Raw genomic sequence first — 21,077 nt, 5'->3', positions numbered from 1 at the left:
ACCGAAAGAGTTACTTGGCGTACAGGTGCGCGCCCGGAATTGCGTTCGGATCGTCCCGAACTTCCTTCGGGTTGGTCTCTTTCAGCACCCAGGCACTGAAGAAGGTCACCAAGCCCATGAGTGCCACGAACACGGCAACCCATGTCGTGGTTCCGGTCTTCGCGATAAGTGCTGTCATGATGAACGGAGTGCCACCGCTGACCGTGATCGCCGCCAACTGGTAGGCCAACGATGCTGCCGAGTAGCGCACGTTGGGTGCGAACAGCTCACCCATGTATGCCGCGATCGGCCCGTAGGTCATCGACTGGAACACGCTGCCAACCGTCACCGCGATGAAGAACAGCGGCAGGGACTTGGTGTTGATCAACCAGAAGTACGGGAATGCCCAGACCACGATCGCCGCGGCGCCGATCAGGATCATCGGACGACGACCGATCTTGTCGGACATCTTCCCGGACCACAGCACCACGCCGACTGTCAGCAACGCGCTCAGGAGCGAGATGATGAGCAGTGAGTTCCGCTTCAACCCCAGTTCGGTTGTGCCGTAGCTGAGCACGCCGGCGATGCTGATGTAGAACAGTGCATTGGTGGCGGCCAGAAGTCCGCAACCGAGCAGAATCTTGCGCCAGTGATCCTTGAGCGCCTGCGCCAGTGGAGCCTGAACGACGACGTCCTTTTGGTTCTTCTTGGCGTCTTCCTGCAACTCGAGGAATTCCGGCGTGTCCTCGACCTTCGTCTGGATGTACAGAACCACAGGGAAGAGCAGCGCGCTGGCGAAGAACGGAACTCGCCAACCCCAGCTCAGGAATGCATCATTGGAAATGGTCGCGGTCGCGACGAGGAAGACCAGGTTGCCCAGCACTACACCGAACGAGACACCCATCTGACCGAAAGTGCCTGAGAATCCGCGCTTCTTGGGACTCGCGGATTCGGTGAGGAGAAGGACGATTCCGCCCCACTGGCCACCGCAGGCGAGACCTTGGATGAATCGCAGTGTCACCAGAAGAATCGGAGCGACGACGCCGATTGCCGACGCACTCGGGATCGCGCCGATCAGGAACGTCGCGACAGCCATCAGCAACAGGCAGGTGACGACAGCGGGCTTACGCCCATACTTGTCGCCGAAGTGTCCGGCGACCAAACCGCCGATGGGGCGGGCAACGAAGCCGGCCCAGAACGTACTGAACGAGAGCAATGTGCCCATCAGTGCGGATGAATCGGGGAAGAACACATGCGGAAAGACCAGTGCCGCAGCCGTTCCGTACAAGAAGAAGTCGTACCACTCGATGGAACTGCCGAGCAGTCCCGCGCCGAGAAGTTTGCGGTGCGCCTTCTTCTTCTTCCGTTCCTGATCGGACAGGCCCCCTGCCTGCGTGCTCGAATCCACTGCCGATCTCGTCATGGGTTACTCCTCGATGGGTCGGACGCTCGTCGCGCCGGGAGTTGAGAAGCGGAACCGGGCCAGAAGTAGAAACTGACACCAACTTCAACTCTGTGGCGTTGCGATCAGTCTGCGATACAAAAAGAGTGATGTCAATCACTGAAATGCATTGCCGCATAGGGGACTAAATCCCCTACCGATGCTCGTCAGCCACCACGACGAATGGCCGGCTCACCTTGTCGGCGGCCGGCAATTCGTTTGTCAGGCAGATCTAGTTCGGTACCCGCAGTTCACGACGAAGAATCTTGCCGCTCACTGTTTTCGGGAGGTCATTCATGACCTCGACGATGCGTGGATACTTGTATGCTGCAAGCCTTTCCTTGCAGAACTCGACCAGATCCTCGGTGGTCGCCTCGGCACCGTCCTTGAAGGACACGAAGGCCTTCACGGTTTCGCCGCGATACGGATCCATGACACCGACGACAGCAGCCTCTCGTACGGCGGGGTGTTCGTAGAGAACATCTTCCACTTCGCGTGGCCACACTTTGAAGCCCGACGCATTTATCTGATCCTTCATCCGGTCGACGATGTAAAACCAACCGTCGCCGTCCATGAATCCGATGTCGCCGGTGTGAAAACGCCCGTCCGGCATGGCATGTGCGGTCTCGTCCGGCTTGTTCCAGTATCCGAGTGCAACCTGGGGACCGGAGACCACGATCTCGCCGTACTCCCCGACCTGTACCGGCTTGTCGTTCTCGTCCACCACCTCGGCGTACGTATTCGATACCGGTACGCCGACAGCAACGGCCCCCGACGCCGGATCTACCGGCGCTTCACGCGAATTCGGCACCACGATTGCCGGGCTGTTCGTCTCGGTCAGCCCGTAGCCGTTGTGAATGTAGTGACCGAACTTCGCCCGGAACGCTTCCAACGCCGCGTGCGGGATCGGCGCGCCACCTGAATACACCGACTCGAGAGAGCTCAAAGATTCCTTCGAGACTGCGGCGCTGTCCGTCCACGCGATGAATACCGTGATCGCTCCGATGATCGCGGTAGCCCGATGCTCCGAAATTGACTCCGCTGCAACGATGGGATGGAATCGGCAGGTCAGAATCGTGGGCGCGCCGGCTAGGAGTGGAGCCGCGACGTGCCCGATCAACCCGGTGATATGGAACAGTGGCGCCACCGCGAACATCGCGCCGCCGGGGCGCAACCCCAGCCAGTCCCGATAGATCTGCGCTGCGAACACGACATTTGAGTGCGTGTTCATCGACCCCTTCGGCGGGCCGGTTGTCCCTGACGTATAGGGAAGGTAGGCAAGGTCTTCCGGGGACAGATCGACCTTCTCGGGCTTCTGCCCTCGATGAGCCTCGATCAATTCCAGTAGATCCGGAAATCCATCGTGCCGAATCCTGGACGCCGAACCGAAGATCCGTTCATCGTCGCGCGACTGAAAATCCAGTTCCGACGTGGTGATCACCCGTCTCACTGCGGTGCCCTCGGACGCAGTCGCCACGGTCTCGGCCGAGGACTCGAGACAGATGACTGCCGCCGCTCCGCTGTCGGCCAGTACGGTGGACAGCTCACGGTCGCGGTACATCGGATTGACCGGAACGACGACGGCACCGAGCTTCCAGACCGCGACTGTCGCGATCACGAACTGCGGAACATTCTGCAGGACAAAGGAAACTCTGTCTGCGAACCCGATTCCATCCTTGGCGAGGGCTACGGCAAGCGCATCCGACATCTCGTCGAGCTCGGCAAAGCTGACGGTCCTGTCGAAGTACCTGATGATCGGGGCAGTGCGATCGCGCTCCAGCGAAGCACGGAACATCGCGAGGGCGTCGACGTGCTCGATGTCTACGTTCGGCGGAGTGTCGGCGTCGTAATTGGCGAGCCAGGGCTTGCTCTCGTACACGTTGGTCATATCTCAGCTCTCGAAGTACCGACGTGGGTTGTCCACCAGCATCGCCTTGACCTGGTCTTCGGTGACACCACGTTCGAGCAGCGCCGGAATGACATCATCACTGATGTGGGTGTAGTTCCAGTTCGGAAGTGCCACTTCTCTTGCCGCGCTGGGGAAGTAGTCGATGAAACACGACGCGTCATGTGCCAGAACCATCTTCTCCGCGTAACCGCGACGGGCCATCTCCACCACGGTGTTGACACGATCCTCGAACGACAGGAACGGTTCGAGACCGAAACGGTCCATCCCCAGTAGCGAACCGGCATCGGCCAGCGCACACAGATAGTCGAGATCGGTGGTGTCGCCGGAGTGACCGATGACCACCTTGGTCAGATCCGCACCCTCTTCGGCCAGAACCTTCTGCGCGACCAGCCCGGATTCAGTGTGCGGATTGGTGTGCACGGTGATCGGCACTCCCGTTTCCACCTGCGACTGTCCGACCGCGCGCATGACCCGCTCGACGCCGGGGGTAAGGCCCGGCTCCTCGATGGCGCACTTCAGGAAGGAGGCTCGGACACCGGTTCCGGCGATTCCTTCCCTGATGTCCTTGACGAACAGTTCGACCATCGGCTCGGGGCCGTCGAACAGCAATCCCGGTCCGGTGTAATGGAATTGGAAGGGAATGTCGTTGTAGGTGTAGATGCCGGTAGCAACGATGATGTTGAGATCGACCTGCTCGTTGATCCGGACGATGCGCGGAATGTACCGGCCGAGGCCGATCACCGTGGGATCGACGATCGTGCTGATTCCGCGGGACTTCACCTCGGTCAGCTTTGCCACCGCGTCCGCTACCCGTACTTCCTCGTCCCAGGGTTCGGGGTAGTCGGGGTAGTTCTGGCGCAACTCCTCACCCAGAACGAAGACATGCTCGTGCATCAACACCTTTCCCAGATCGGCTGTATCCACCGGCCCACGAACGGTTTGTACTGAACTCATCGATCGAACCCCTGACTGTGATCGCCATCACTAACATGAGACAATGAGCTAGTGTGTCTCACGTGGCCAGGTTCGTCAATAGGCTCGATCCCCCGAGGCTCACCATTTTTCAACGGCCGAAATTGTGCAGTACCGGACAACCGGAGAGAATGTCCCGATGCCTACCGACCTCGAACGCCGACGCGCGATCGACACCGCCGCGAGCATGTACCTCGCGGAGGAACCACTCGACATGTCACTGCTCGCCGAACGTCTCGGCGTAGGCCGCGCGACGCTGTACCGCTGGGTCGGCAACCGCGACGAACTGCTCGGAACAGTGCTGGCCGAGGCCACCGAACGGACATACCGAAAGGCGATGTCACAGGCGTCGGGGCAAGGTCCGGAGTACATTCTCGACGTCTTCGGCCGCGTTATGCGATCGGTGGAATCGTCGACAGAACTGCGCGCGCTGACCAAACGCGAACCGATGGTGTTCATCAAACTCGCGATGATGCCCGGCTCCATCGAATCGATCTCCGCCTCCATCACCGCAGAAATCCTGCAATCCCAGGTCGACGCCGGCCAACTGACGATCACGCTCTCGCCGCAAGTGCTGGGCGAAGCCCTCGTCCGCATCTGCGACGTACACCTCTACGCCCCCCTGCTCGGCCGAGAAAAGGCCGAGATCGAGACGGCCCTCGACCTGATCGCACTGCTCCTCGGCGTCACCCGCAACTGACACGCTTCGACCGCGTGAACACTACGGCGACACACCGGCCACCCGAGTCCTCAGACGTCTGATGAGTTGTTACTCTTTCGGTACCCACCCGAGAGGCAAGCCGTGTCCGACGACCACACAGGATTCACACTTCGCAGTGGTCCGCTGGTACCGCAACTCGAACAGTTGCTGCGCGGGCGAATCATGCATGGAACGTGGGCGCCGTCCGAGCGCATACCGAGCGAGGCGGCCCTCGCCGTCGAACTCGGCGTCGGGCGTTCCTCGATTCGCGAGGCAATCCGCCTCCTCGCTCGCGACGGACTACTCGAAGTCCGACACGGCGTCGGAACCTTCGTGGCTGCCGCGTCCGAACTCGAGCACGTCGACGAATTCACCAAACTTCTTCGACGCTCGAGGATCCTCGAGGTCTTCGAAGTCCGTCGCGCACTCGAGATCGAGGCCGCCAGACTGGCCGCGGAGCGGGTACAACCCGAGGACCTCGACGGCCTGCGGCGGCGACTGACCATGCGACACAGTCATTTCGAGGGTGATGTCGAGAAGTTCGTCGACGTCGACCTCGACTTCCACACCGAAGTCGTTCGACTGTCAGGAAACGCAGTTCTGCTCTCGCTTTTCACGTCGGTGCGTCCACTCCTTCGTGAATCCCTCGTCGAGATGATGGCCCACGAGGCCGGCGTCCCCGACACCTCACATGCCCATGATCAGTTGGTCGAGGCCCTTCAAGACGCCGACCCAGAAGCCGCGGTAGCGGCAACTCGAGCAAACATCGACACCGTCCTACGACGACTGCGTGTGCTCGACGCCTAAGAGAGGTTAGTTCTCGTGCAACACCCCACCGGCACAGTTCTGTCGACCGAACACGTGGATCTCGTCCGCGACGGCCGATACTTGTTGAAAGACATCAACATTTCGATCGAACCCGGACAACACTGGGTCCTCCTCGGCGCGAACGGCGCGGGCAAGAGCACGCTTCTGAGCCTGCTCGGAGCAACCGCCCACCCGACTCGCGGTTCCGTTTACGTCCTCGGCCACAAGTTGGGCCGCGTCGACATGAGGGAACTGCGGATGGACATCGGGCACGTGAACCCTCGTCACACGATCGGAATTCCGATCACCGTCCGCAACGTCGTGATCACCGGCCTCACCAACACCACCGAGGTGATGCCGCGCTGGTCACCGACGCCGGAGCAAGAGGCTCATGCCGACGCACTGATCGATCTACTCGGAATGAGTCCGCGTTCAGACGCGCTGTGGCCCAACTTGTCCCAAGGCGAACGGGGACGAACCCTGATCGCCCGCGCACTCATGGTCGAACCGCGCCTGCTTCTGCTCGACGAACCGGCGACCGGGCTCGATCTTGCTGCACGCGAACAACTCTTGTCGGCACTGGACGACCTCCGCAATCAGAACCCGTCACTTGCCAGCATCCTCGTGACGCACCACATCGAGGAGATCCCCAGCACCACCACACATGCTCTTCTGATCAAGGACGGCGTCGTGACCGCCAGCGGCCTCGCCGAGGATGTGATCACCACCCAGAACATCAGCGAGTGCTTCTCGCATCCCATCGAGATCGAGCGTCGTGGTGGTCGGTGGAATGCTCAGTCGCGGCCACGCGAAAGAGTGTGACCGACAGTAGTTTCAGAGACGTCTGGCGCCGGGTCCCTCCCGGCCCAGTTCGTCTCCAGGGTTGAGCAGGTTGCATGTTTTCAGTGACAGACACCCGCAGCCGATACAGCCCGTCAGTTCGTCCTGCATCCGGTTGATGGCCTGCTTGCGATCCTCGAGGCGCTGATTCCACTCCGTGGAAATCTTGCGCCAGTCTTTCTTCGTCGGAGTTCGCCCCTGCGGCAACGATCCGAATACTTCGGCAACTTCGGCCAGGGGTATCCCGAATCTGACTGCCAACTGGATCAGCGACACCCGCCGGATCGAATGCCGCGGGAACTTCCTCATATTTCCTGCCGTCCGCTCCGCAGGAACCAGACCGAGTGTTTCGTAGTAGCGCACAGCCGACACGGCGACGCCAGTGCGCTCCGATACCTCGCCGATCGAGAGAAGTTCGTCACTCTTACGGATCATTCTGCCTCCCAATGGCTGCGCGACATTGACCTGAAGCGCACTCGAGATTCTACCTTCGACAACATGCACTCCCCCACCGATGCTCCCGCCGGAACCTGGCGGCAACTCCTGAGCGGTCGATACCTCGGCACCGCTACCGTCCTCGCAGGCGGCGTTGCGCTGTACGCGACCAACGTCTACCTGACGACCAGCCTGCTTCCGACTGCCATCGACGACATCGGCGGTCAGCAGTACTACGCCTGGACCGCGACGGTCTTCCTCATTGCTTCCGTCATCTCTTCGATGTTGGTCACCAACGTCCTCGCTGCCAGGGGACCGCGCGGGGCCTACCTGATCGGCCTCGCGATCTTCGCGCTCGGCACCGTTGTCTGTGCGGTCAGCCCGACGATGGAATTGCTGTTGGTCGGCCGCACGATCCAGGGTTCGGGCGGTGGCCTGCTGGCCGGTCTCGGTTACGCCGTCATCAATGCCGCGCTCCCCAGACATCTGTGGACTCGCGGGGCCGCGCTGGTTTCGGCGATGTGGGGAGTCGGCACCTTCGCCGGCCCTGCAATCGGCGGTGTCTTTGCTCAGTTCGGAGCCTGGCGATGGGCTTTCGGCGTCCTGGTCATCGCGACGATCGCAGTCGCCGCTCTCGTCCCCAGCGCGCTACCGGCACATGAACCGGGCAGCACCACCAGTAGCCCGGTGCCGGTCCTCTCGCTGGCATTGCTGACTGCGGCAGCTTTGCTGGTCAGCGTTGCCGGAATTCTGTCCAACCTCGCCGTGACCGCCGCAATGGTTCTCGCCGCTGTGCTGCTACTGATCGCTTTTGTCGCCGCTGACCGTCGCTCGCGCCACGGCGTACTACCGCCGTCGACGTTCAACGCGTCGTCCCTCAAATGGGTGTACCTGACCATCGTCGTCCTCGCTGTCGCGTCGACCGTCGAGACGTTCATTCCACTCTTCGGGCAACGACTTGCCGGCCTGGCGCCGCTCGCGGCCGGATTCCTCGGGGCCGCACTCGCTCTCGGCTGGACTCTCGGCGAAATCCCGAGCGCCTCGGCAACAGCCCCTCGTATCGTGCGACGAATCGTTGTCAGCGGTCCGATCCTCGTCGCGATCGGGTTGGGCATCATGGCAGCATTTCTCACCGAACACGCCGGCGCCGGTGCGGTGGTCGCGTGGGTGATCGGACTGCTGTTCGCCGGCGTCGGAATCGGCATCGCCTGGCCTCATCTTGCAGTCGGGGCGATGACCTCGGTCACCGATCCCGGAGAAGGTGCGCGTGCCTCCGCTGCCATCAACACCGTTCAGCTGATCGCCAATGCCTTCGGTGCAGCCCTGGCCGGAGTGCTGGTCAACATCGGCGAACCGTCGACGCTTCGTTCTGCGCAATTGCTTCTCTTCACCTTCGCCGCTGTCTCGATCATCGGCATTGCCGTGGCAGCTCGCGCACTTCCGCGAACGCCCGACAAAATCGGCAGCCCCGAAATCGTTCACGACGCTCGCTAAACTGTGAGAAACCCACACGGAGGAGTTGGCCAGTGACAGAACCGGATCCGGGCACAGTGGAAACCGACTTCCCGAAGACGGGAGCTCCCGCACAGCGCGCGCTGATCGAAGCGGGTTACACCCATCTCGCGCAGCTGACGTCCGTGTCCGAGAAGGAACTCGGCGCTTTGCACGGGATGGGACCGAAGGCCTTGAGGATTCTGCGCGAAGCACTCGCCGAACGTGGTCTGAGCTTCGCCGACTGAGCTCTCACATCAGACCAGGCTCGCCCGCACCTGGTTGCCACCTTCGCGCTTCGCTTCGTACATCACCGAGTCCGCGACGCGGAAGAGTTCGGCAAAAGCAGCGTCGACGGACTCACCCGGATTCCGGGGCGCGGTGCGGATCGCCATTCCGATGCTCGCGCTCGTCGGAGGGTCATCGTTCGCTCCGTCCATCGCGGAGCGGATCTGTCCTTCCAGCCTGGAGATCACGCTGACCGGTACCCGTTCGACCACGACGAACTCGTCACCGCCCATACGAGCAGTCAAGGCGGACTGGGTTGTCCACAAACGGATGCGCAGTGCAGTTCGCATGATCGTGCTGTCTCCTACGTCATGGCCGTGAACGTCGTTGATCGTCTTGAAGCGATCGAGGTCGATCACCACTACGAGCAGTGCATCCGCTTCGGTGACCGGAGCGCCCATCAAGTCGTTCACCCGACGCGCCAATCCGCGACGGTTGAGCAGTCCGGTCAACGGGTCGATGTCGGAGGTAGTGGCATCCGAACCCAGGACCGCCAGAACAATCTGTGACACAACAGGAATCACGATGATCGTAGCCAGCACAACCGAGATCTTCGCCAGTCCCAAGCCGACGTCCGCTGCTGGCCCGAACAACAAAGTCCACCCCGAAAGCACCGTGACGGTCGAGGCGAAGACCAAGTGACCGACTTGGAGTTTCGGATTGTGGAAGAACGCGATGTAGCCGCCGATCGACGCGAAAACGACGCACGCGATGAGTCGTCCCAGCGGTTCCGAGTCGGTTGCGGCCGCCGCCGCAATCGCGACGTCGGAACCCACGACAAAGGTGTACGACCACAGCGGCGTAGGCGGAAACAGCCACCAGATCAGGGCCGCGCCGAGGCACAGCGCGATGACCGCCAGATTGACCGCTCGCCAGAACGTACCTTGCGGACCGACGTCACTGAATCGCGCCGACAGCAACACCAGCCCCATCCAGAATGCTGTTCCGCCGACCAGCGCCCGGCAGGAAGTCAAGAACCCGCGGTCCTGGAGGTACCTGCTGAAACTGTGGAACTGGTCCGGCAACTGCCACCAGCGCATGACGACGTCGACCAAACCGTTCATCGCCGATCAGCCGATGCAGCTCCGCAACTTTTGGGCGTACTTCGACGAAACGGACTCGCTGATTTCCCCCCGGAGCACACTGGCATATCCGGCAGCATAGTCAGCGGCGACAGACAAAAACCGTTCTGCCGGATTTGAATCGGTCGATCAACTCAAAGCGTCGTAGGCCGCCGATACGTACTGCGCCGATCTCTCGGAACCGAGCAGACCCCGCCCCATCTTGTTCATCACGTACGAGAACGTCATGCGCTTCTCGGTGTCGATGATGATCTGCGAGCCACCCCAACCTCCCCAGAAGCAGATTCGCCCCTCCGGAATGAACGGGACGGACTCGGGCGTCGGCAATCCGAATCCGACGCCGAAGCGGACCGGCACGCCGAGGACGAGGTCGACCCCGTACGACTGCTCCTCGAAGATCTTGTCGATCGTTTCCTCCGACAGCAAGCGAACGTCACCGACCTTGCCACCGCACGCGATCACCGATTGGATCCTTGCGAGTGCCCTCGCATTCGAATGACCGTTGGCCGCACCGATCTCGGCGGCGCGCCACCCGTCGGTCCACGAACCTGTAGCGTCAGCCGGCGGCGCGGTGAATGTCTTCACCATGATGTTGTCCATCCCGAGTGCCGCGATGTCGATCGGCAAAGGCGGTGGCGCAATCACATTCGAGACTCGCCCGTATTCCGACTTCGGCAAGCCCAGGCGGAAATCAGCATCGAGCGGGCCGGCGATTTCCTCGTCGATGAAGCTACCGAGGGTTCGTCCGTCGATGCGCCTGACGACCTCGCCGATCAGATGGCCATAGTTGAGGGCGTGGTATCCGGATGCCGTACCCGGTTCCCACCACGGAGCCTGCGTCGCCAACCGGGCGGTGGCATATTCGTCGTCGCAAATGTTCTCGAGGGTGAACGGTTGATCCCACCCCGACACACCCGAGGTGTGCGACAACAGTTGCCGGACCCGAATTCGGTCCTTGCCCGCTGCTGCGAATTCCGGCCAGTACTGCGCGACCGGGGCGTCGAGATCAAGCAACCCGCGGTCGACGAGCATGAGCGCGGCCAGTGCGGTCACGGTCTTGCTGCAGGACCAGACATTGGTAACGGTGTCGCGAGACCAAGGAGCAGTGTGCTCGACGTCGACCCAACCGCCCCACATGTCGACGACGGATTCGCCGTCGATCGTCAGTGCGATCGCTGCCCCGACGTCCTCGCCGGAATCGAGATTGCGTGCCAGCGCCTCCTTCAAGCCAGAGAATCGCTGGTCACATACGCCTTCGATGTTCGCCACTGACAGCCTCCACAGGAATGATGAAACTTGACGTCAACTTCAACTACGTTGAGTATGTGTCCGATTCACCTGTGGTGTCAATCACTTCAAGTGCCAGAGTCGGCTCAGACCAACGGGATTCCCTTGGCGATGCGCCGACGCAGATCCCAGAGATAGAAGTTGTAGGGAAACATCCGCAGAATCTTCGGACTGAACCGATTGACCAGCGCGGCGACGCGCATGGATCGATCGAAGTTACGCTGCTGACGCACTGACCACGGGAGCCGCATTTCGTCACGAAAGGCTTGGGGCAGGAACCCGGTGGTGACAAATCGGTTGAGCGGACCGACCACGGGATGCAACAGCTTCGGAGTGAAGGTCGCCGACGCGATCCCGTAGAGATGCTCACGAATCGTCTCGTCGATCGCCACCTTGTCGAGGTTCTCGTTCCAGTAGACCTCGAACGCATCCCGGTCCGCCGGCCACATGTCGCGTCGCATCTGAAGGGTTGTACCGAACGTGGCGCTGCGCTGATAGAACGCATCCCGGGTTACCGGATCGAGATCCCCGTACAAGATTTTGTAGACGTCCTCGAAGCCTCGGTACAGGCAGGCGGCCACCCACAACTGCAGTTCGGGATCGAACGCGTTGTATTCGACCGCGCTGTTCTCATCGGAGCGAACGTGCTTGTGAGAGCCGTTGACTGCGCGTCGGTACAGCTTCTTTTCTTCGTCCGTCGCCAGGCTCGCCACCGCGAGATACGTCAGCGTCGTCCGGGTTCGCTTCACCGGATGCCGATCCAACCGACCCGTCTCGACCTTGCTCTCATACACGCCGTACCCCACCGCCGGGCGCGCCAACTGCATGATGACGTTGGCGCCTGCGGCCAACAGTCCGAGCCCGGACATCGCCTTTTCAACCTCGGCGTCGATGTCGACCGCCTGGACGCCGACCGCTCCGATGCCGCCTACCACCGCTTCCTCGCGCCCGTCCATCGAATCCCTACTCACCGTCATGGCAGAACCCCTTCGAGTCGATATCTGCGAACGCATGTTCTCAGATGAGTGAAACGCCGAAATGCCGAGATGTCAAGCAATCTCGGGATGCAAAGATGGTCTTCATGAATGACCAACCGCGTTCGTACGGTGGCGTCGACGGCGCGCTCCGGGTAGCCCAACGACGGGAGGCGCTGATCGAGGCCGGTCTGGAACTCATGGGCTCCGCCGAGCCCGAACTGACGGTCCGCGGAGTGTGCAAGAAGGCCGGTGTCGCGGCGCGGTACTTCTACGAGAGCTTCACCGATCGTGATGCTCTGATGTCGGCCGTCTACGACACCGTCATCACGGACATCGCCGTTTCAACCCAGGCTGCAGTGGACGCCGCCGAGACCGAACGCGGCAAGGCGCTCGCTGGAATCGCGAACATCGTCCGCACTATCGCGAACGATCCCCGTCGCGGACGTCTACTGTTCTCCAGCGCCCTGACGAGCCCTGTCCTGGCCGAGAAACGCCAAGCGTCGACGACGATATTCATCGGTCTCCTGGCCGCCAACGCGAAGACCTTCTACCGATTGAACGACAGCGGTCATCTGACCCTGACGGCCACGTTCCTGGTCGGCGGCCTGGCGCAGACCCTCAGTGCATGGCTCGACGGGTACATCGACGTGACGGAAGAAGAACTGGTCGCCGAATGTGCGGCGATCCTGCTCGCACCCGCCCTGCCGCCGTCTTGAGCTCCTGCATTCAGTCCCAGATCCCGATGTTGTCGAGGTGAGCGAGAAGTCGAGCAGCGCCGTCGGAGAACTGCAGACTCATCTGCGCGTCCACCTGTTCTCGATCGTGCTTCTCGAACGCCGCGATCAAAGCATCGTGGCTCGATACCGCAAGCTCACCCCAGCCTGGATCCGTCGCGTAGAGACGAGCAGGGGTGTACCGAATCGCGCCGAACAGGAACCATGCCAACTTCGCACCACCCGCAGCGCGATTGATCAGGCGATGGAACTCGAATTCGCACTGCTCGATCGCAGCTGCATCCGAAGCGTCGACCGCCGCTCGCAAATCGGCATTGAGTTCCGTGAGTTCCGCGAGTTGATCAGCGGTGATTCTGTCAATCGCCCGCAACGCCAGCTTGACCGCGATCTGCCCCTGCAACCAGAAGATGTCTTCGATGTCCTGGCGACTGAGGGGCGAGACGAGATAGCCGCGATGCGGAACCAACTCGACCATCCCCTCGCCGCGTAATGCGACGAGGGCTTCTCGCACCGGCGTGACGCTGACCCCGAGGTCGGCCGCGGTTTCGTCCAGCCTGACGAACTCGCCCGGACGGACCGAGCCGGACATGATCAGGTTGCGAACGTGGTTGGCCACGTCCTCCGACAACTGTGGCCGTCTCCTCAGCTCAGATGTCGCTCTCCGAGTGCGTGCAGACGTTGCCACAACCGATCCTCACAGTCCGTACGTTTTGCCGATGATGTCTCGCTGAATCTCGTTGGTACCACCATAAATGGAGGACACAAGAGTCTTTCGCACATGGTGCTCCATGTCGAACTCAGTCGCGTAACCGTACCCACCCATCATCTGCATCCCCTCGAGCGCGACCTTCTTGGCGGTCTCGGTCAGCTTGAGCTTGGCCATCGACGCTTCCCGCGGGAACATCTTGGTCGGGTTGGCGTCGACCATTCGGGCCACGCTGTAGACCAGCAGACGGCCGCATTCGATCTCCGTGGCGAGATCCGCGATCCGGTGGCGAAGCGCCTGAAACGATCCGACCGGACGGCCGAACTGCTTACGCGTGGTGACGAATTCGAGGGTGTCGTCGAAAGCGCGCTGCGCGGTCCCGAGCATCATCGCCGCGAGGATGAGGCGTTCGATGTTGAGTCCGGCCATGAGTTGACGCCAGCCGTTGCCGACTTCGCCAACCACCGCGTCCTCGGGCAGGAATGTGTCGGTGAAGTAGAGATCGTTGACCTCCTTGCCGCCCATGGTGTCGATTCCACTGATCTTCAATCCGGAGATGTCGGCCGGGACATGGAACATCGTCAGGCCCTCATGCTTGCCTTCACCTCGGGATGTGCGAGCCACCAGAAGGATGTTCTCGGCGAAGTGCGCGTTGGAGCACCACGTCTTCTGGCCGTTGATCAGCCACCCACCGTCGACCTTCTCGGCGCGGCAACTCAGATTTCCCACGTCGGAGCCCGCTTCGGGTTCGGACATCGAGATCGACTGAGACGCGCCACGGACGATCCCGCCGAGCACTGCCTCCTTCTGGGCCGGACTGCCGAACTTCTCGTATGCAGCCCCGGTGATGACGGTCGGGCCGAGTCCACCGATCGGCGCCATGCCCTTGGCGGCTTCCTCCAGAAAGATGCACAGGTCGACCGTGCTTCCGGCGGATCCGCCGTATTCCTCCGGGACAGTCAGCCCGAGCCATCCCAATTCCGCCATCTTCTCGTAGAACGCCTGGTTGTGGTTATGGGCGCCATGATCGGTCAGCAGGTCTCGCTGCTCACGGGTACCACTTTCCTTCTTGCAGAACGACGCTACCGACTTGGCGAAATCAGACTGCTCCTGCGTGAAATCCATGTACATCGAAAACTCCCGAGTGAGATGAGGCTGGAGGCTTGTCGGAGCTCGGTCCGACGCATACTGTGACTACCAGCACAGTAAATCACATCACATATATGTGATGCACCGACATGTGGAGGATCTGAAGAACATGACAGAACAGCTCGGCCGCCAGAGCACGTCCACGTCGACAGATCCGAGATCGGACGATCACACTTTCGCGAGCCTCGACCCTCGCAACGATTCCGTGGTCGCGCAGCACCCCATTGCAGACCAGCGAGAGATCGAGAAAGCGGTCGCCGCAGCACGCACGGCGTCGAAGTGGTGGGATCAACTCGGATTCCAAGGCCGCCGGAAGGTGCTCGGCAATTTCCGCGCCGCGATCGCCACTCACGCCGAATCGATGGCGGCGATCATTTCCGCCGAGACCGGAAAACCCAGCGACGACGCACTACTCGAAGTCATGCTGGCCGTCGAACATCTCGACTGGGCGGCACGCAACGCACAGAAAGTGTTGCGCCGCAGACGCGTCGGTGCAGGACTGATCAGCGCCAACCAGTCTGCATCCGTTGGCTACCGGCCGATGGGCGTCGTCGGCGTGATCGGCCCCTGGAACTATCCGCTGTACACACCGATGGGGTCGATCGGCTACGCACTGGCCGCCGGTAACGCCGTCGTGTTCAAACCGAGCGAACTCTCACCAGGCGTCGGCGTCGAATTGGCCCGGCTGTGGAACATCGCCGCACCCGGACACCCTGTCCTGCAGACCATTACCGGTGACGGAAAAACCGGTGCACTTCTGTGTTCGTCCGGTGTCGACAAGATCGCATTCACCGGTTCGACCGCTACCGCAAAGCGCGTAATGGCCGCCTGCGCGGACACCCTCACCCCCCTGGTCGCCGAATGCGGCGGCAAGGACGCCATGCTGGTGGACTCCGACGCCAACCTCGATGCGGCCGTGAGCTTCGCGGCATTCGGGGCAGTGGGCAACGGCGGACAAACCTGTGCCGGCGTCGAACGAATCTACGTCGCAGCGCCCGTGTACGACGCCTTCCTGTCCAAGCTCACCGCCGCGCTACGAGACGCCCACGCCGGCGCCACCGACAGCTCGACCTACGGGCCGATGACGCTGGGAAAGCAGACTGGGATAGTCCGGGGCCAGATCGAAGACGCTCTCAGTCGCGGCGCGAAAGCTGTACTCGGCGGACTTGATTCGTTCAACGGTCCGTTCATCGATCCGATCATCCTGACGGATGTTCCGGAGGATTCCACGGCGATCACCGAGGAGACGTTCGGCCCGAGCGTCGTGGTGAACAAGGTCGCCGACATGAACGAGGGGATCGAGCGCGCCAATGCGTCGAAGTACGGCTTGGGCGCCTCGGTGTTCACCAAGAGTTCGTCGAAGGGCCGAACGATTGCCGAGAAGCTCGACTGCGGTGTCGTCACGGTTAATTCGGTTCTCGGTTTCGCCGGAATCGCCGCCCTGCCGTTCGGCGGGGTCGGCGATTCCGGATTCGGCCGTATCCACGGAGCCGATGGGCTGCGTGAGTTCAGCAGTGTGAAATCACTGGCCGTTCAGAAGTTCAGCGCTCCACTGGACCTGCTGACCATCGAGCGAAAAGCCAGGGACATGAAGATCTCACGTTGGATGCTGGCGAAACGCCACGCGAAGTCCTGAGAGATCAGGCGATCAGCCGGCGGTGACGAGCACCTGCTCGTCGCTGTCGGCTGCTTCGAGTTCACGAACCAGCGGAAGCACCTTGGCCCCGAAGTATTCGATCTCCTCCTGGAAATGCAGGAATCCGCCGAGAATCAGATCGACACCGCGACGGCGATATTCGACGATCCGATGCGCGATTTGTTCCGGCGTGCCGATCAGTTGCGAGCGGAAACCGTCGTTGTACTGAACCAAGTCCTCGAACGTCGAATCCGCCCACATCCCGTCCTTGGACGCGGTCGATGCGCCGGCCTGTTGGACTGCATTCTTGAATCCCTCGACCGCAGGGCGGTTGGCCTTGGCGATGATCTCGCGCAGTGTGTCCTTTGCTTCCGCCTCGGTGTCGCGGGCGATGATGAATCCGTTGAGCCCGAACTTGACCTCCCGATCGTTCTCACGAGCAACACGGCGAACGTCGACCAACTGTTCGGTGACGCCGTCGTAGTCCTTGCCGTTACTGAAGTACCAATCCGAATACCGGCCCGCGTTCTCACGGGCTGCCGCCGAGTTACCACCTTGGAACAGTTCGGGATTGGGGCGCTCCGGAGTGTTGAGAGGCTTCGGCTTCAACGTGAAGTCGTGGATGCGGTAGAAGTCGCCGCGGAAATCGACGTCGTCCTCCGTCCAGATCTTCCGAAGAACCTGAAGGAACTCGGCGCTACGCCGATAACGCTCGTCGTGCTCGAGCCACGGCTCGCCTAGATGTGTGAACTCGTCCTTGAACCAACCACTGACGACGTTGACGGCAAAACGACCGTTCGACAAGTGATCGGCGGTAGCGCCCAGTTTCGCCAACACGGCCGGCTGCCAGAGTCCCGGATGCACCGCGGCGATCACCTTGAGCTTCTCGGTGGCCAGGAGAAGCGCAAGGCTGAAGCTCGTGGATTCGTGCTGGAATTCGGCCCCGTAGCTCGCCTCGTAACGTACCTGGCTCAGGGCATACTCGAAGCCGTTGTTCTCGGCGGTCTGTGCCAGCTTCTTGTTGTACTCGTAGTCCCAGCTGGTCCGCTGCTCGATGTCGGAGGTGACCAGACCACCACTGACATTGGGCACCCAGTAGGCGAACTTGATCTCGTCGGCGATACGTTCAGTAGACATGAAACCCAGCAAACATGCAGTTCCCAGTGGTTTCCAGGGTAGCGATCACACAGGTTGTAAGTGTTGGGTGGGTGCTGCGACTGTGAAACGGTGGCAGCATGACTGCTGTGGACATTCAGGAGATCGCGCACCGCATCACCAGCGAGGACGAGGCGCTCTCGGTGGCGTCACAGCTGTCCGACGAGTTCGCGGCAGGTGCCGGAGTCCGCGATGCGCAGCGCCTCCTTCCCCACGACGAGGTTCGCACCCTGGCGCGGTCCGGCTTGCTCGGACTCTCGGTGCCGAAGGAGTTCGGTGGCATCGACGCAAGCACCGAGACGTTGGCCGAGGTCTTCCGCCTACTCGCCGAGGGCGATCCCAGCATCGCGCAGATTCCGCACAGCCACTTCACTTTCCTGGAAGCGCTCCGGTACCAGGGGTCTAACGAGCAGAAGCAGTTCTTCTACGCCGAAGCATTGTCGGGCAAGCAGTTCGCCAACGCCCAGAGCGAGCGCGGCAACAAGACCATCGACATCGACGGCACCACTCTCACCCCCGACGGGGAAGACTTTGTGCTCGAAGGTCGAAAATTCTATTGCACAGGAGCGCTTTTCGCAGATTGGATCGTGGTGCGTGCCGCCAATGCGGATCAATTCACCGAGACCGGCGCACAGGTGAAATCCGCGGTCTACCTACCCCGGAATACTCCCGGACTGTCGATCGTCGACGACTGGGACGGCATGGGACAGAAGACAACTGCAAGCGGAACTGTGACCCTGGAATCCGTTTCGGTGCCGCGGTTCAATGTCGTACCATTCACGTCGCTCTTCACTCACCCGACCACCTACGGAGCACAGGCCCAGATCCTGCACGCCGCGATCGACACCGGCATCGCGTCGGCTGCACTGCGTGAATCCGTGAAACTCGCAGCAAAGGCGCGTCCCTTCTTCGAGGCGAAAGTCGATACAGCGGTGGAGGATCCACTGCTCGTTCAACTCGCCGGCGAAGCGGCAATCGAGGTTCGCGCTGCCAGATCCCTCTTGGCGGAAGCAGCGCGATCGATCGACGTGGCGCGTCGTGATCCCACCGAGGACTCCACGGCCCGAGCATCCATCGACGCTGCAACTGCCAAAGTGGTCGGCGCCAGGGCGTCATTGGCGGCCACGAGCACGCTGTTCGAGATCGGTGGCACCAGAAGCGCAGGCGAATCGGCGAACCTCTCGCGGTTCTGGCGTGACGCGCGCACGCACACCCTGCACGATCCGACGAGGTGGAAGGTCCAGCACATCGGCCGGTGGACACTGTCCGGGACAATCCCACCGCGGCACGGGCTGCTGTGAACACACTCAGTCGGAGTTCATATATCCGCTGATCAAGACTTCCAGTCCTTCCAAGTAGCTCTCAGTCGTCGTCCCTCCCGGCCAGTCCTCGAGCACCTCACTGAGCACCGGCAGTTTCTCGGGCCCGATTTCTCGGATCTTGACCGCGAGAGGTGACACGCTGCCTTCCGGTCGCGTAGTGGTGTCGTAGATGTTGAGCAATGCGCCGAGTGTGTAGTTCCACAGCGCTCGATAGACCAACAGTGCGCGACGAGGTGACATACCGAGTTCGACACACGCGGCCATCGCCCGATCGACCAAGACCACAGCGCCGCTCCCACCACGGCCACCGCGCTGAAGCAACTCGATGATCCAGCGCTCCGACGCCAGCTTTTCGAAGATCGCGGTGAAGATCGTGCGAAGCCGTTCGACCTGATCCTGCGGCAGGACCAGCGCGCCGAGATCTTGTGAGTACACATCGAGCACCGCGCTGATCAGCTGTTCCTTGTCGCCCACGTGCCGGTACAGCGCCATCGGCGTGGTGCCGAGCGACTTCGCCAACGCGCGCATGCTCAACGCGTCGGCGCCGCCGGTCTGAAGCTGCCGTTTCGCCTCGTCGACTATCTGCTCCGACGTGATCGTCGGGGGACGTCCGAGCCGCGGTGATCTCGGTTCCATCTTTTCGGCCATCCGTCGATTGTGCGCGCCCCTGCTACGACGCTCTCGCCCGGGGAACCCCTTGCATCTCAGTCGCCAGCAAGGTAAACCTAACTACTTATGAGAACGCGTATACAAATTAGGTACCTGCAATGACAACAACAACTCGAGCGGTAGCCGCACCGGCTCTGGTCCTCACAGCCGCCGCGGCAGCGCAGTTCCTGGTGGCCTTCGACATGTCGGTCATCAACGTCGCACTGCCCGACATTCAGGAATCGCTGAACTTTTCCGACGCCGGGTTGTCCTGGGTCGTCAACGCGTACGCCCTCGCCTTCGGCGGACTGCTGCTTCTCGGCGGTCGTCTGTGCGACGTGATGGGCACTCGTCGAGTTCTGGTTTCCGGGCTTCTGCTGTTCGCCCTCGTCAGCATCGTCGGCACCTTCTCCGTGTCCGCCGAAATGCTTGTCGGAACTCGGGCGCTTCAAGGCGTCGGCGCTGCACTGATCGCGCCAGCCGGGCTCGCCGCACTCAGTCAGGCCTTTCCCACCGGACGCGCCAGGGCCAAGGCATTCGGCATCGGCGCAATGTCGTCAGCACTGGGCGGCGCACTCGGTGTCGTCCTGAGCGGCATTTTGACCGAAGGGCTCAGTTGGCGATGGGTGATGTTCGCCGGCGCACCAGTGGCCCTGATCGCCGCAGTTGCCGGTGCCCGTGGCCTGCCGGCCGGCCAAGCCGCCAGAGGCGGCTCCCTCGATCTCCCCGGAGCCATCTTGGCGACGGCCGGAATCACCGCCCTTGTCGGCACAGTGATCGCCACGGAATCACATTCCTGGACTTCGGGTTACGTGCTGGGTGGATTCGCGCTCACGATCGCGCTGCTCACTGCGTTCGTTGTGGTCGAAAGCCGCTGCGCCACACCACTGGTACGACTGTCCACCCTGCTTCGACCCCGAATCGGACTGGCCAACGCCATCATGTGCCTGGTGTGCGCGGCACAGTTCAGCGCGTTCTTCTTCGTCTCACTCTTCCTGCAACGCGGGCTGGGCTATTCACCGACCACCACCGGTCTGGCTTTCCTGCCCTTCTGCTTCGGCCTGGTGATCGGCATCCTCGGGTCCACCAAACTCCTTCCGCGCTACGGAGTTCGACCGCTGCTCGTAGTCGGGACAGCAGTCGCCGCAATCGGAACTTTCATGTTTTCGACCATGAACCTCGACAGTCCCTTCTGGGCCGTCATCCTGGTGCCTTCGCTTCTGGCGAGCATCGGCATCGGTCTGTCGTTCATGCCGCTCAGTAACGTCGCCACCGCCGACGCTCCCCCCGAAGAAGTCGGCATGGCATCCGGGCTACTGAGTACATCGCGTCAGATCGGCGGTTCACTCGGACTAGCCGTTCTCGTGAGCGTCGCCGCTTCCTCGACGGCACGTTCGGACAGCGCGCCGACCGAAGCACTGGTTTCCGGATACTCCCAGGCCCTCTTCGTCTGCTCCGGCCTACTGCTGGCCGGTACCCTCCTGTCCTTCTTCTTCCCACGAATGGATCGTTGACCTCA

The 21,077-nt window shown here is 61.7% G+C and carries 20 protein-coding genes; 9 read left to right on the top strand and 11 right to left on the bottom strand.

All coding sequences use genetic code 11. From position 1 onward, the window contains the following. Positions 1–10 precede the first annotated feature (10 nt). The 3 genes from ABH939_RS22075 to ABH939_RS22065 form a co-directional block, all read right to left on the bottom strand. The gene (locus tag ABH939_RS22075; protein WP_030536042.1) at positions 11–1,402 is read right to left on the bottom strand and encodes an MFS transporter; all 1,392 of its coding nucleotides are present in this window, start codon (positions 1,400–1,402) and stop codon (positions 11–13) included. A 250-nt stretch (positions 1,403–1,652) separates the two neighbouring features. After that, positions 1,653–3,308, bottom strand: coding sequence for an AMP-binding protein (locus ABH939_RS22070; protein WP_063315557.1), 1,656 nt, complete (start codon positions 3,306–3,308; stop codon positions 1,653–1,655). A gap of 3 nt (positions 3,309–3,311) precedes the next feature. Continuing rightward, positions 3,312–4,283: a phosphotriesterase gene (locus ABH939_RS22065; protein ID WP_003943005.1), complete on the bottom strand. Its 972-nt coding sequence runs from the start codon at positions 4,281–4,283 to the stop codon at positions 3,312–3,314. A gap of 157 nt (positions 4,284–4,440) precedes the next feature. Between ABH939_RS22065 and ABH939_RS22060 the strand changes: the two genes are divergently transcribed. From ABH939_RS22060 to ABH939_RS22050, 3 genes are all read left to right on the top strand, one after another. Continuing rightward, positions 4,441–5,001, top strand: a complete 561-nt coding sequence (locus ABH939_RS22060) for a QsdR family transcriptional regulator (protein ID WP_003943195.1) — start codon at positions 4,441–4,443, stop codon at positions 4,999–5,001. A 102-nt stretch (positions 5,002–5,103) separates the two neighbouring features. Continuing rightward, positions 5,104–5,808, top strand: a complete 705-nt coding sequence (locus ABH939_RS22055) for a FadR/GntR family transcriptional regulator (protein ID WP_003943086.1) — start codon at positions 5,104–5,106, stop codon at positions 5,806–5,808. Between the two features lie 15 nt (positions 5,809–5,823). Next, positions 5,824–6,630: an ABC transporter ATP-binding protein gene (locus tag ABH939_RS22050; protein ID WP_058038325.1), complete on the top strand. Its 807-nt coding sequence runs from the start codon at positions 5,824–5,826 to the stop codon at positions 6,628–6,630. Positions 6,631–6,642: 12 nt separating this feature from the next. On the opposite strand, the gene soxR is transcribed toward ABH939_RS22050, so the two are convergent. Then, positions 6,643–7,083: a redox-sensitive transcriptional activator SoxR gene (gene soxR / locus ABH939_RS22045; protein ID WP_003943238.1), complete on the bottom strand. Its 441-nt coding sequence runs from the start codon at positions 7,081–7,083 to the stop codon at positions 6,643–6,645. Between the two features lie 63 nt (positions 7,084–7,146). Here soxR and ABH939_RS22040 point away from each other — a divergent pair, with 63 nt between their 5' ends. Next, a complete protein-coding gene (locus ABH939_RS22040) occupies positions 7,147–8,577 on the top strand; it encodes an MFS transporter (protein WP_058226893.1) in 1,431 nt (476 codons plus the stop codon). A gap of 32 nt (positions 8,578–8,609) precedes the next feature. Beyond that, positions 8,610–8,822, top strand: a complete 213-nt coding sequence (locus tag ABH939_RS22035; protein ID WP_404650140.1) for a DNA-binding protein — start codon at positions 8,610–8,612, stop codon at positions 8,820–8,822. A 9-nt stretch (positions 8,823–8,831) separates the two neighbouring features. On the opposite strand, the gene ABH939_RS22030 is transcribed toward ABH939_RS22035, so the two are convergent. The 3 genes from ABH939_RS22030 to ABH939_RS22020 all read right to left on the bottom strand — a co-directional run bounded on the left by ABH939_RS22030 (position 8,832) and on the right by ABH939_RS22020 (position 12,187). Beyond that, on the bottom strand, positions 8,832–9,926 hold the full coding sequence (locus tag ABH939_RS22030; protein WP_083056378.1) for a GGDEF domain-containing protein: 1,095 nt from the start codon (positions 9,924–9,926) through the stop codon (positions 8,832–8,834). A gap of 147 nt (positions 9,927–10,073) precedes the next feature. Then, a complete protein-coding gene (locus tag ABH939_RS22025) occupies positions 10,074–11,213 on the bottom strand; it encodes a serine hydrolase domain-containing protein (protein WP_404650138.1) in 1,140 nt (379 codons plus the stop codon). A 104-nt stretch (positions 11,214–11,317) separates the two neighbouring features. Next, on the bottom strand, positions 11,318–12,187 hold the full coding sequence (locus ABH939_RS22020; protein ID WP_042446353.1) for an oxygenase MpaB family protein: 870 nt from the start codon (positions 12,185–12,187) through the stop codon (positions 11,318–11,320). A 116-nt stretch (positions 12,188–12,303) separates the two neighbouring features. On the opposite strand from ABH939_RS22020, the gene ABH939_RS22015 reads away from it, so the two are divergent. Further along, positions 12,304–12,924: a TetR/AcrR family transcriptional regulator gene (locus ABH939_RS22015; RefSeq protein WP_007730794.1), complete on the top strand. Its 621-nt coding sequence runs from the start codon at positions 12,304–12,306 to the stop codon at positions 12,922–12,924. Between the two features lie 10 nt (positions 12,925–12,934). Here ABH939_RS22015 and ABH939_RS22010 read toward each other — a convergent pair whose 3' ends face one another. After that, positions 12,935–13,627, bottom strand: coding sequence for a GntR family transcriptional regulator (locus ABH939_RS22010; RefSeq protein WP_404650137.1), 693 nt, complete (start codon positions 13,625–13,627; stop codon positions 12,935–12,937). Between the two features lie 9 nt (positions 13,628–13,636). After that, positions 13,637–14,779: an acyl-CoA dehydrogenase family protein gene (locus tag ABH939_RS22005; RefSeq protein WP_007730792.1), complete on the bottom strand. Its 1,143-nt coding sequence runs from the start codon at positions 14,777–14,779 to the stop codon at positions 13,637–13,639. A 127-nt stretch (positions 14,780–14,906) separates the two neighbouring features. On the opposite strand from ABH939_RS22005, the gene ABH939_RS22000 reads away from it, so the two are divergent. Then, entirely contained in the window at positions 14,907–16,433 is a 1,527-nt protein-coding gene (locus ABH939_RS22000; RefSeq protein ID WP_404650136.1) for an aldehyde dehydrogenase family protein, read from the top strand. 12 nt (positions 16,434–16,445) lie between these two features. Here ABH939_RS22000 and sfnG read toward each other — a convergent pair whose 3' ends face one another. Next, positions 16,446–17,570 carry a dimethylsulfone monooxygenase SfnG gene (gene sfnG, locus ABH939_RS21995; RefSeq protein ID WP_007730790.1) on the bottom strand — a complete coding sequence of 375 codons (1,125 nt, stop codon included), beginning with the start codon at positions 17,568–17,570 and terminating at the stop codon, positions 16,446–16,448. Between the two features lie 98 nt (positions 17,571–17,668). On the opposite strand from sfnG, the gene ABH939_RS21990 reads away from it, so the two are divergent. Next, a complete protein-coding gene (locus ABH939_RS21990) occupies positions 17,669–18,889 on the top strand; it encodes an SfnB family sulfur acquisition oxidoreductase (protein ID WP_058038329.1) in 1,221 nt (406 codons plus the stop codon). A gap of 6 nt (positions 18,890–18,895) precedes the next feature. Here the strand turns inward: ABH939_RS21990 and ABH939_RS21985 are convergent, their stop codons facing one another. After that, positions 18,896–19,558 (bottom strand): TetR/AcrR family transcriptional regulator, encoded by a 663-nt coding sequence (locus tag ABH939_RS21985; protein ID WP_003943078.1) that lies wholly within the window; start codon positions 19,556–19,558, stop codon positions 18,896–18,898. Positions 19,559–19,677: 119 nt separating this feature from the next. Between ABH939_RS21985 and ABH939_RS21980 the strand changes: the two genes are divergently transcribed. Further along, entirely contained in the window at positions 19,678–21,072 is a 1,395-nt protein-coding gene (locus tag ABH939_RS21980) for an MFS transporter (protein ID WP_404650134.1), read from the top strand. The last annotated feature ends 5 nt before the right edge of the window (positions 21,073–21,077 follow it).

Source organism: Rhodococcus sp. 27YEA6 (assembly GCF_044908235.1).
GTDB lineage: Bacteria > Actinomycetota > Actinomycetes > Mycobacteriales > Mycobacteriaceae > Rhodococcus_F > Rhodococcus_F qingshengii.
Note: the sequence above shows the minus strand (reverse complement) of the source record. Positions and strands in the feature narration are given on the sequence as shown.

Excerpts from the sequence above, each read along its gene's own strand:
- ABH939_RS22075 (WP_030536042.1), bottom strand. The coding sequence starts at position 1,402 with ATGACGAGATCGGCAGTGGATTCGAGCACGCAGGCAGGGGGCCTGTCC.
- ABH939_RS22070 (WP_063315557.1), bottom strand. The coding sequence starts at position 3,308 with ATGACCAACGTGTACGAGAGCAAGCCCTGGCTCGCCAATTACGACGCC.
- ABH939_RS22065 (WP_003943005.1), bottom strand. The coding sequence starts at position 4,283 with ATGAGTTCAGTACAAACCGTTCGTGGGCCGGTGGATACAGCCGATCTG.
- ABH939_RS22060 (WP_003943195.1), top strand. The coding sequence starts at position 4,441 with ATGCCTACCGACCTCGAACGCCGACGCGCGATCGACACCGCCGCGAGC.
- soxR (WP_003943238.1), bottom strand. The coding sequence starts at position 7,083 with ATGATCCGTAAGAGTGACGAACTTCTCTCGATCGGCGAGGTATCGGAG.
- ABH939_RS22040 (WP_058226893.1), top strand. The coding sequence starts at position 7,147 with ATGCACTCCCCCACCGATGCTCCCGCCGGAACCTGGCGGCAACTCCTG.
- ABH939_RS22030 (WP_083056378.1), bottom strand. The coding sequence starts at position 9,926 with ATGAACGGTTTGGTCGACGTCGTCATGCGCTGGTGGCAGTTGCCGGAC.
- ABH939_RS22020 (WP_042446353.1), bottom strand. The coding sequence starts at position 12,187 with ATGGACGGGCGCGAGGAAGCGGTGGTAGGCGGCATCGGAGCGGTCGGC.
- ABH939_RS22015 (WP_007730794.1), top strand. The coding sequence starts at position 12,304 with ATGGTCTTCATGAATGACCAACCGCGTTCGTACGGTGGCGTCGACGGC.
- ABH939_RS22005 (WP_007730792.1), bottom strand. The coding sequence starts at position 14,779 with ATGTACATGGATTTCACGCAGGAGCAGTCTGATTTCGCCAAGTCGGTA.
- ABH939_RS22000 (WP_404650136.1), top strand. The coding sequence starts at position 14,907 with ATGACAGAACAGCTCGGCCGCCAGAGCACGTCCACGTCGACAGATCCG.
- sfnG (WP_007730790.1), bottom strand. The coding sequence starts at position 17,570 with ATGTCTACTGAACGTATCGCCGACGAGATCAAGTTCGCCTACTGGGTG.
- ABH939_RS21990 (WP_058038329.1), top strand. The coding sequence starts at position 17,669 with ATGACTGCTGTGGACATTCAGGAGATCGCGCACCGCATCACCAGCGAG.
- ABH939_RS21985 (WP_003943078.1), bottom strand. The coding sequence starts at position 19,558 with ATGGCCGAAAAGATGGAACCGAGATCACCGCGGCTCGGACGTCCCCCG.
- ABH939_RS21980 (WP_404650134.1), top strand. The coding sequence starts at position 19,678 with ATGACAACAACAACTCGAGCGGTAGCCGCACCGGCTCTGGTCCTCACA.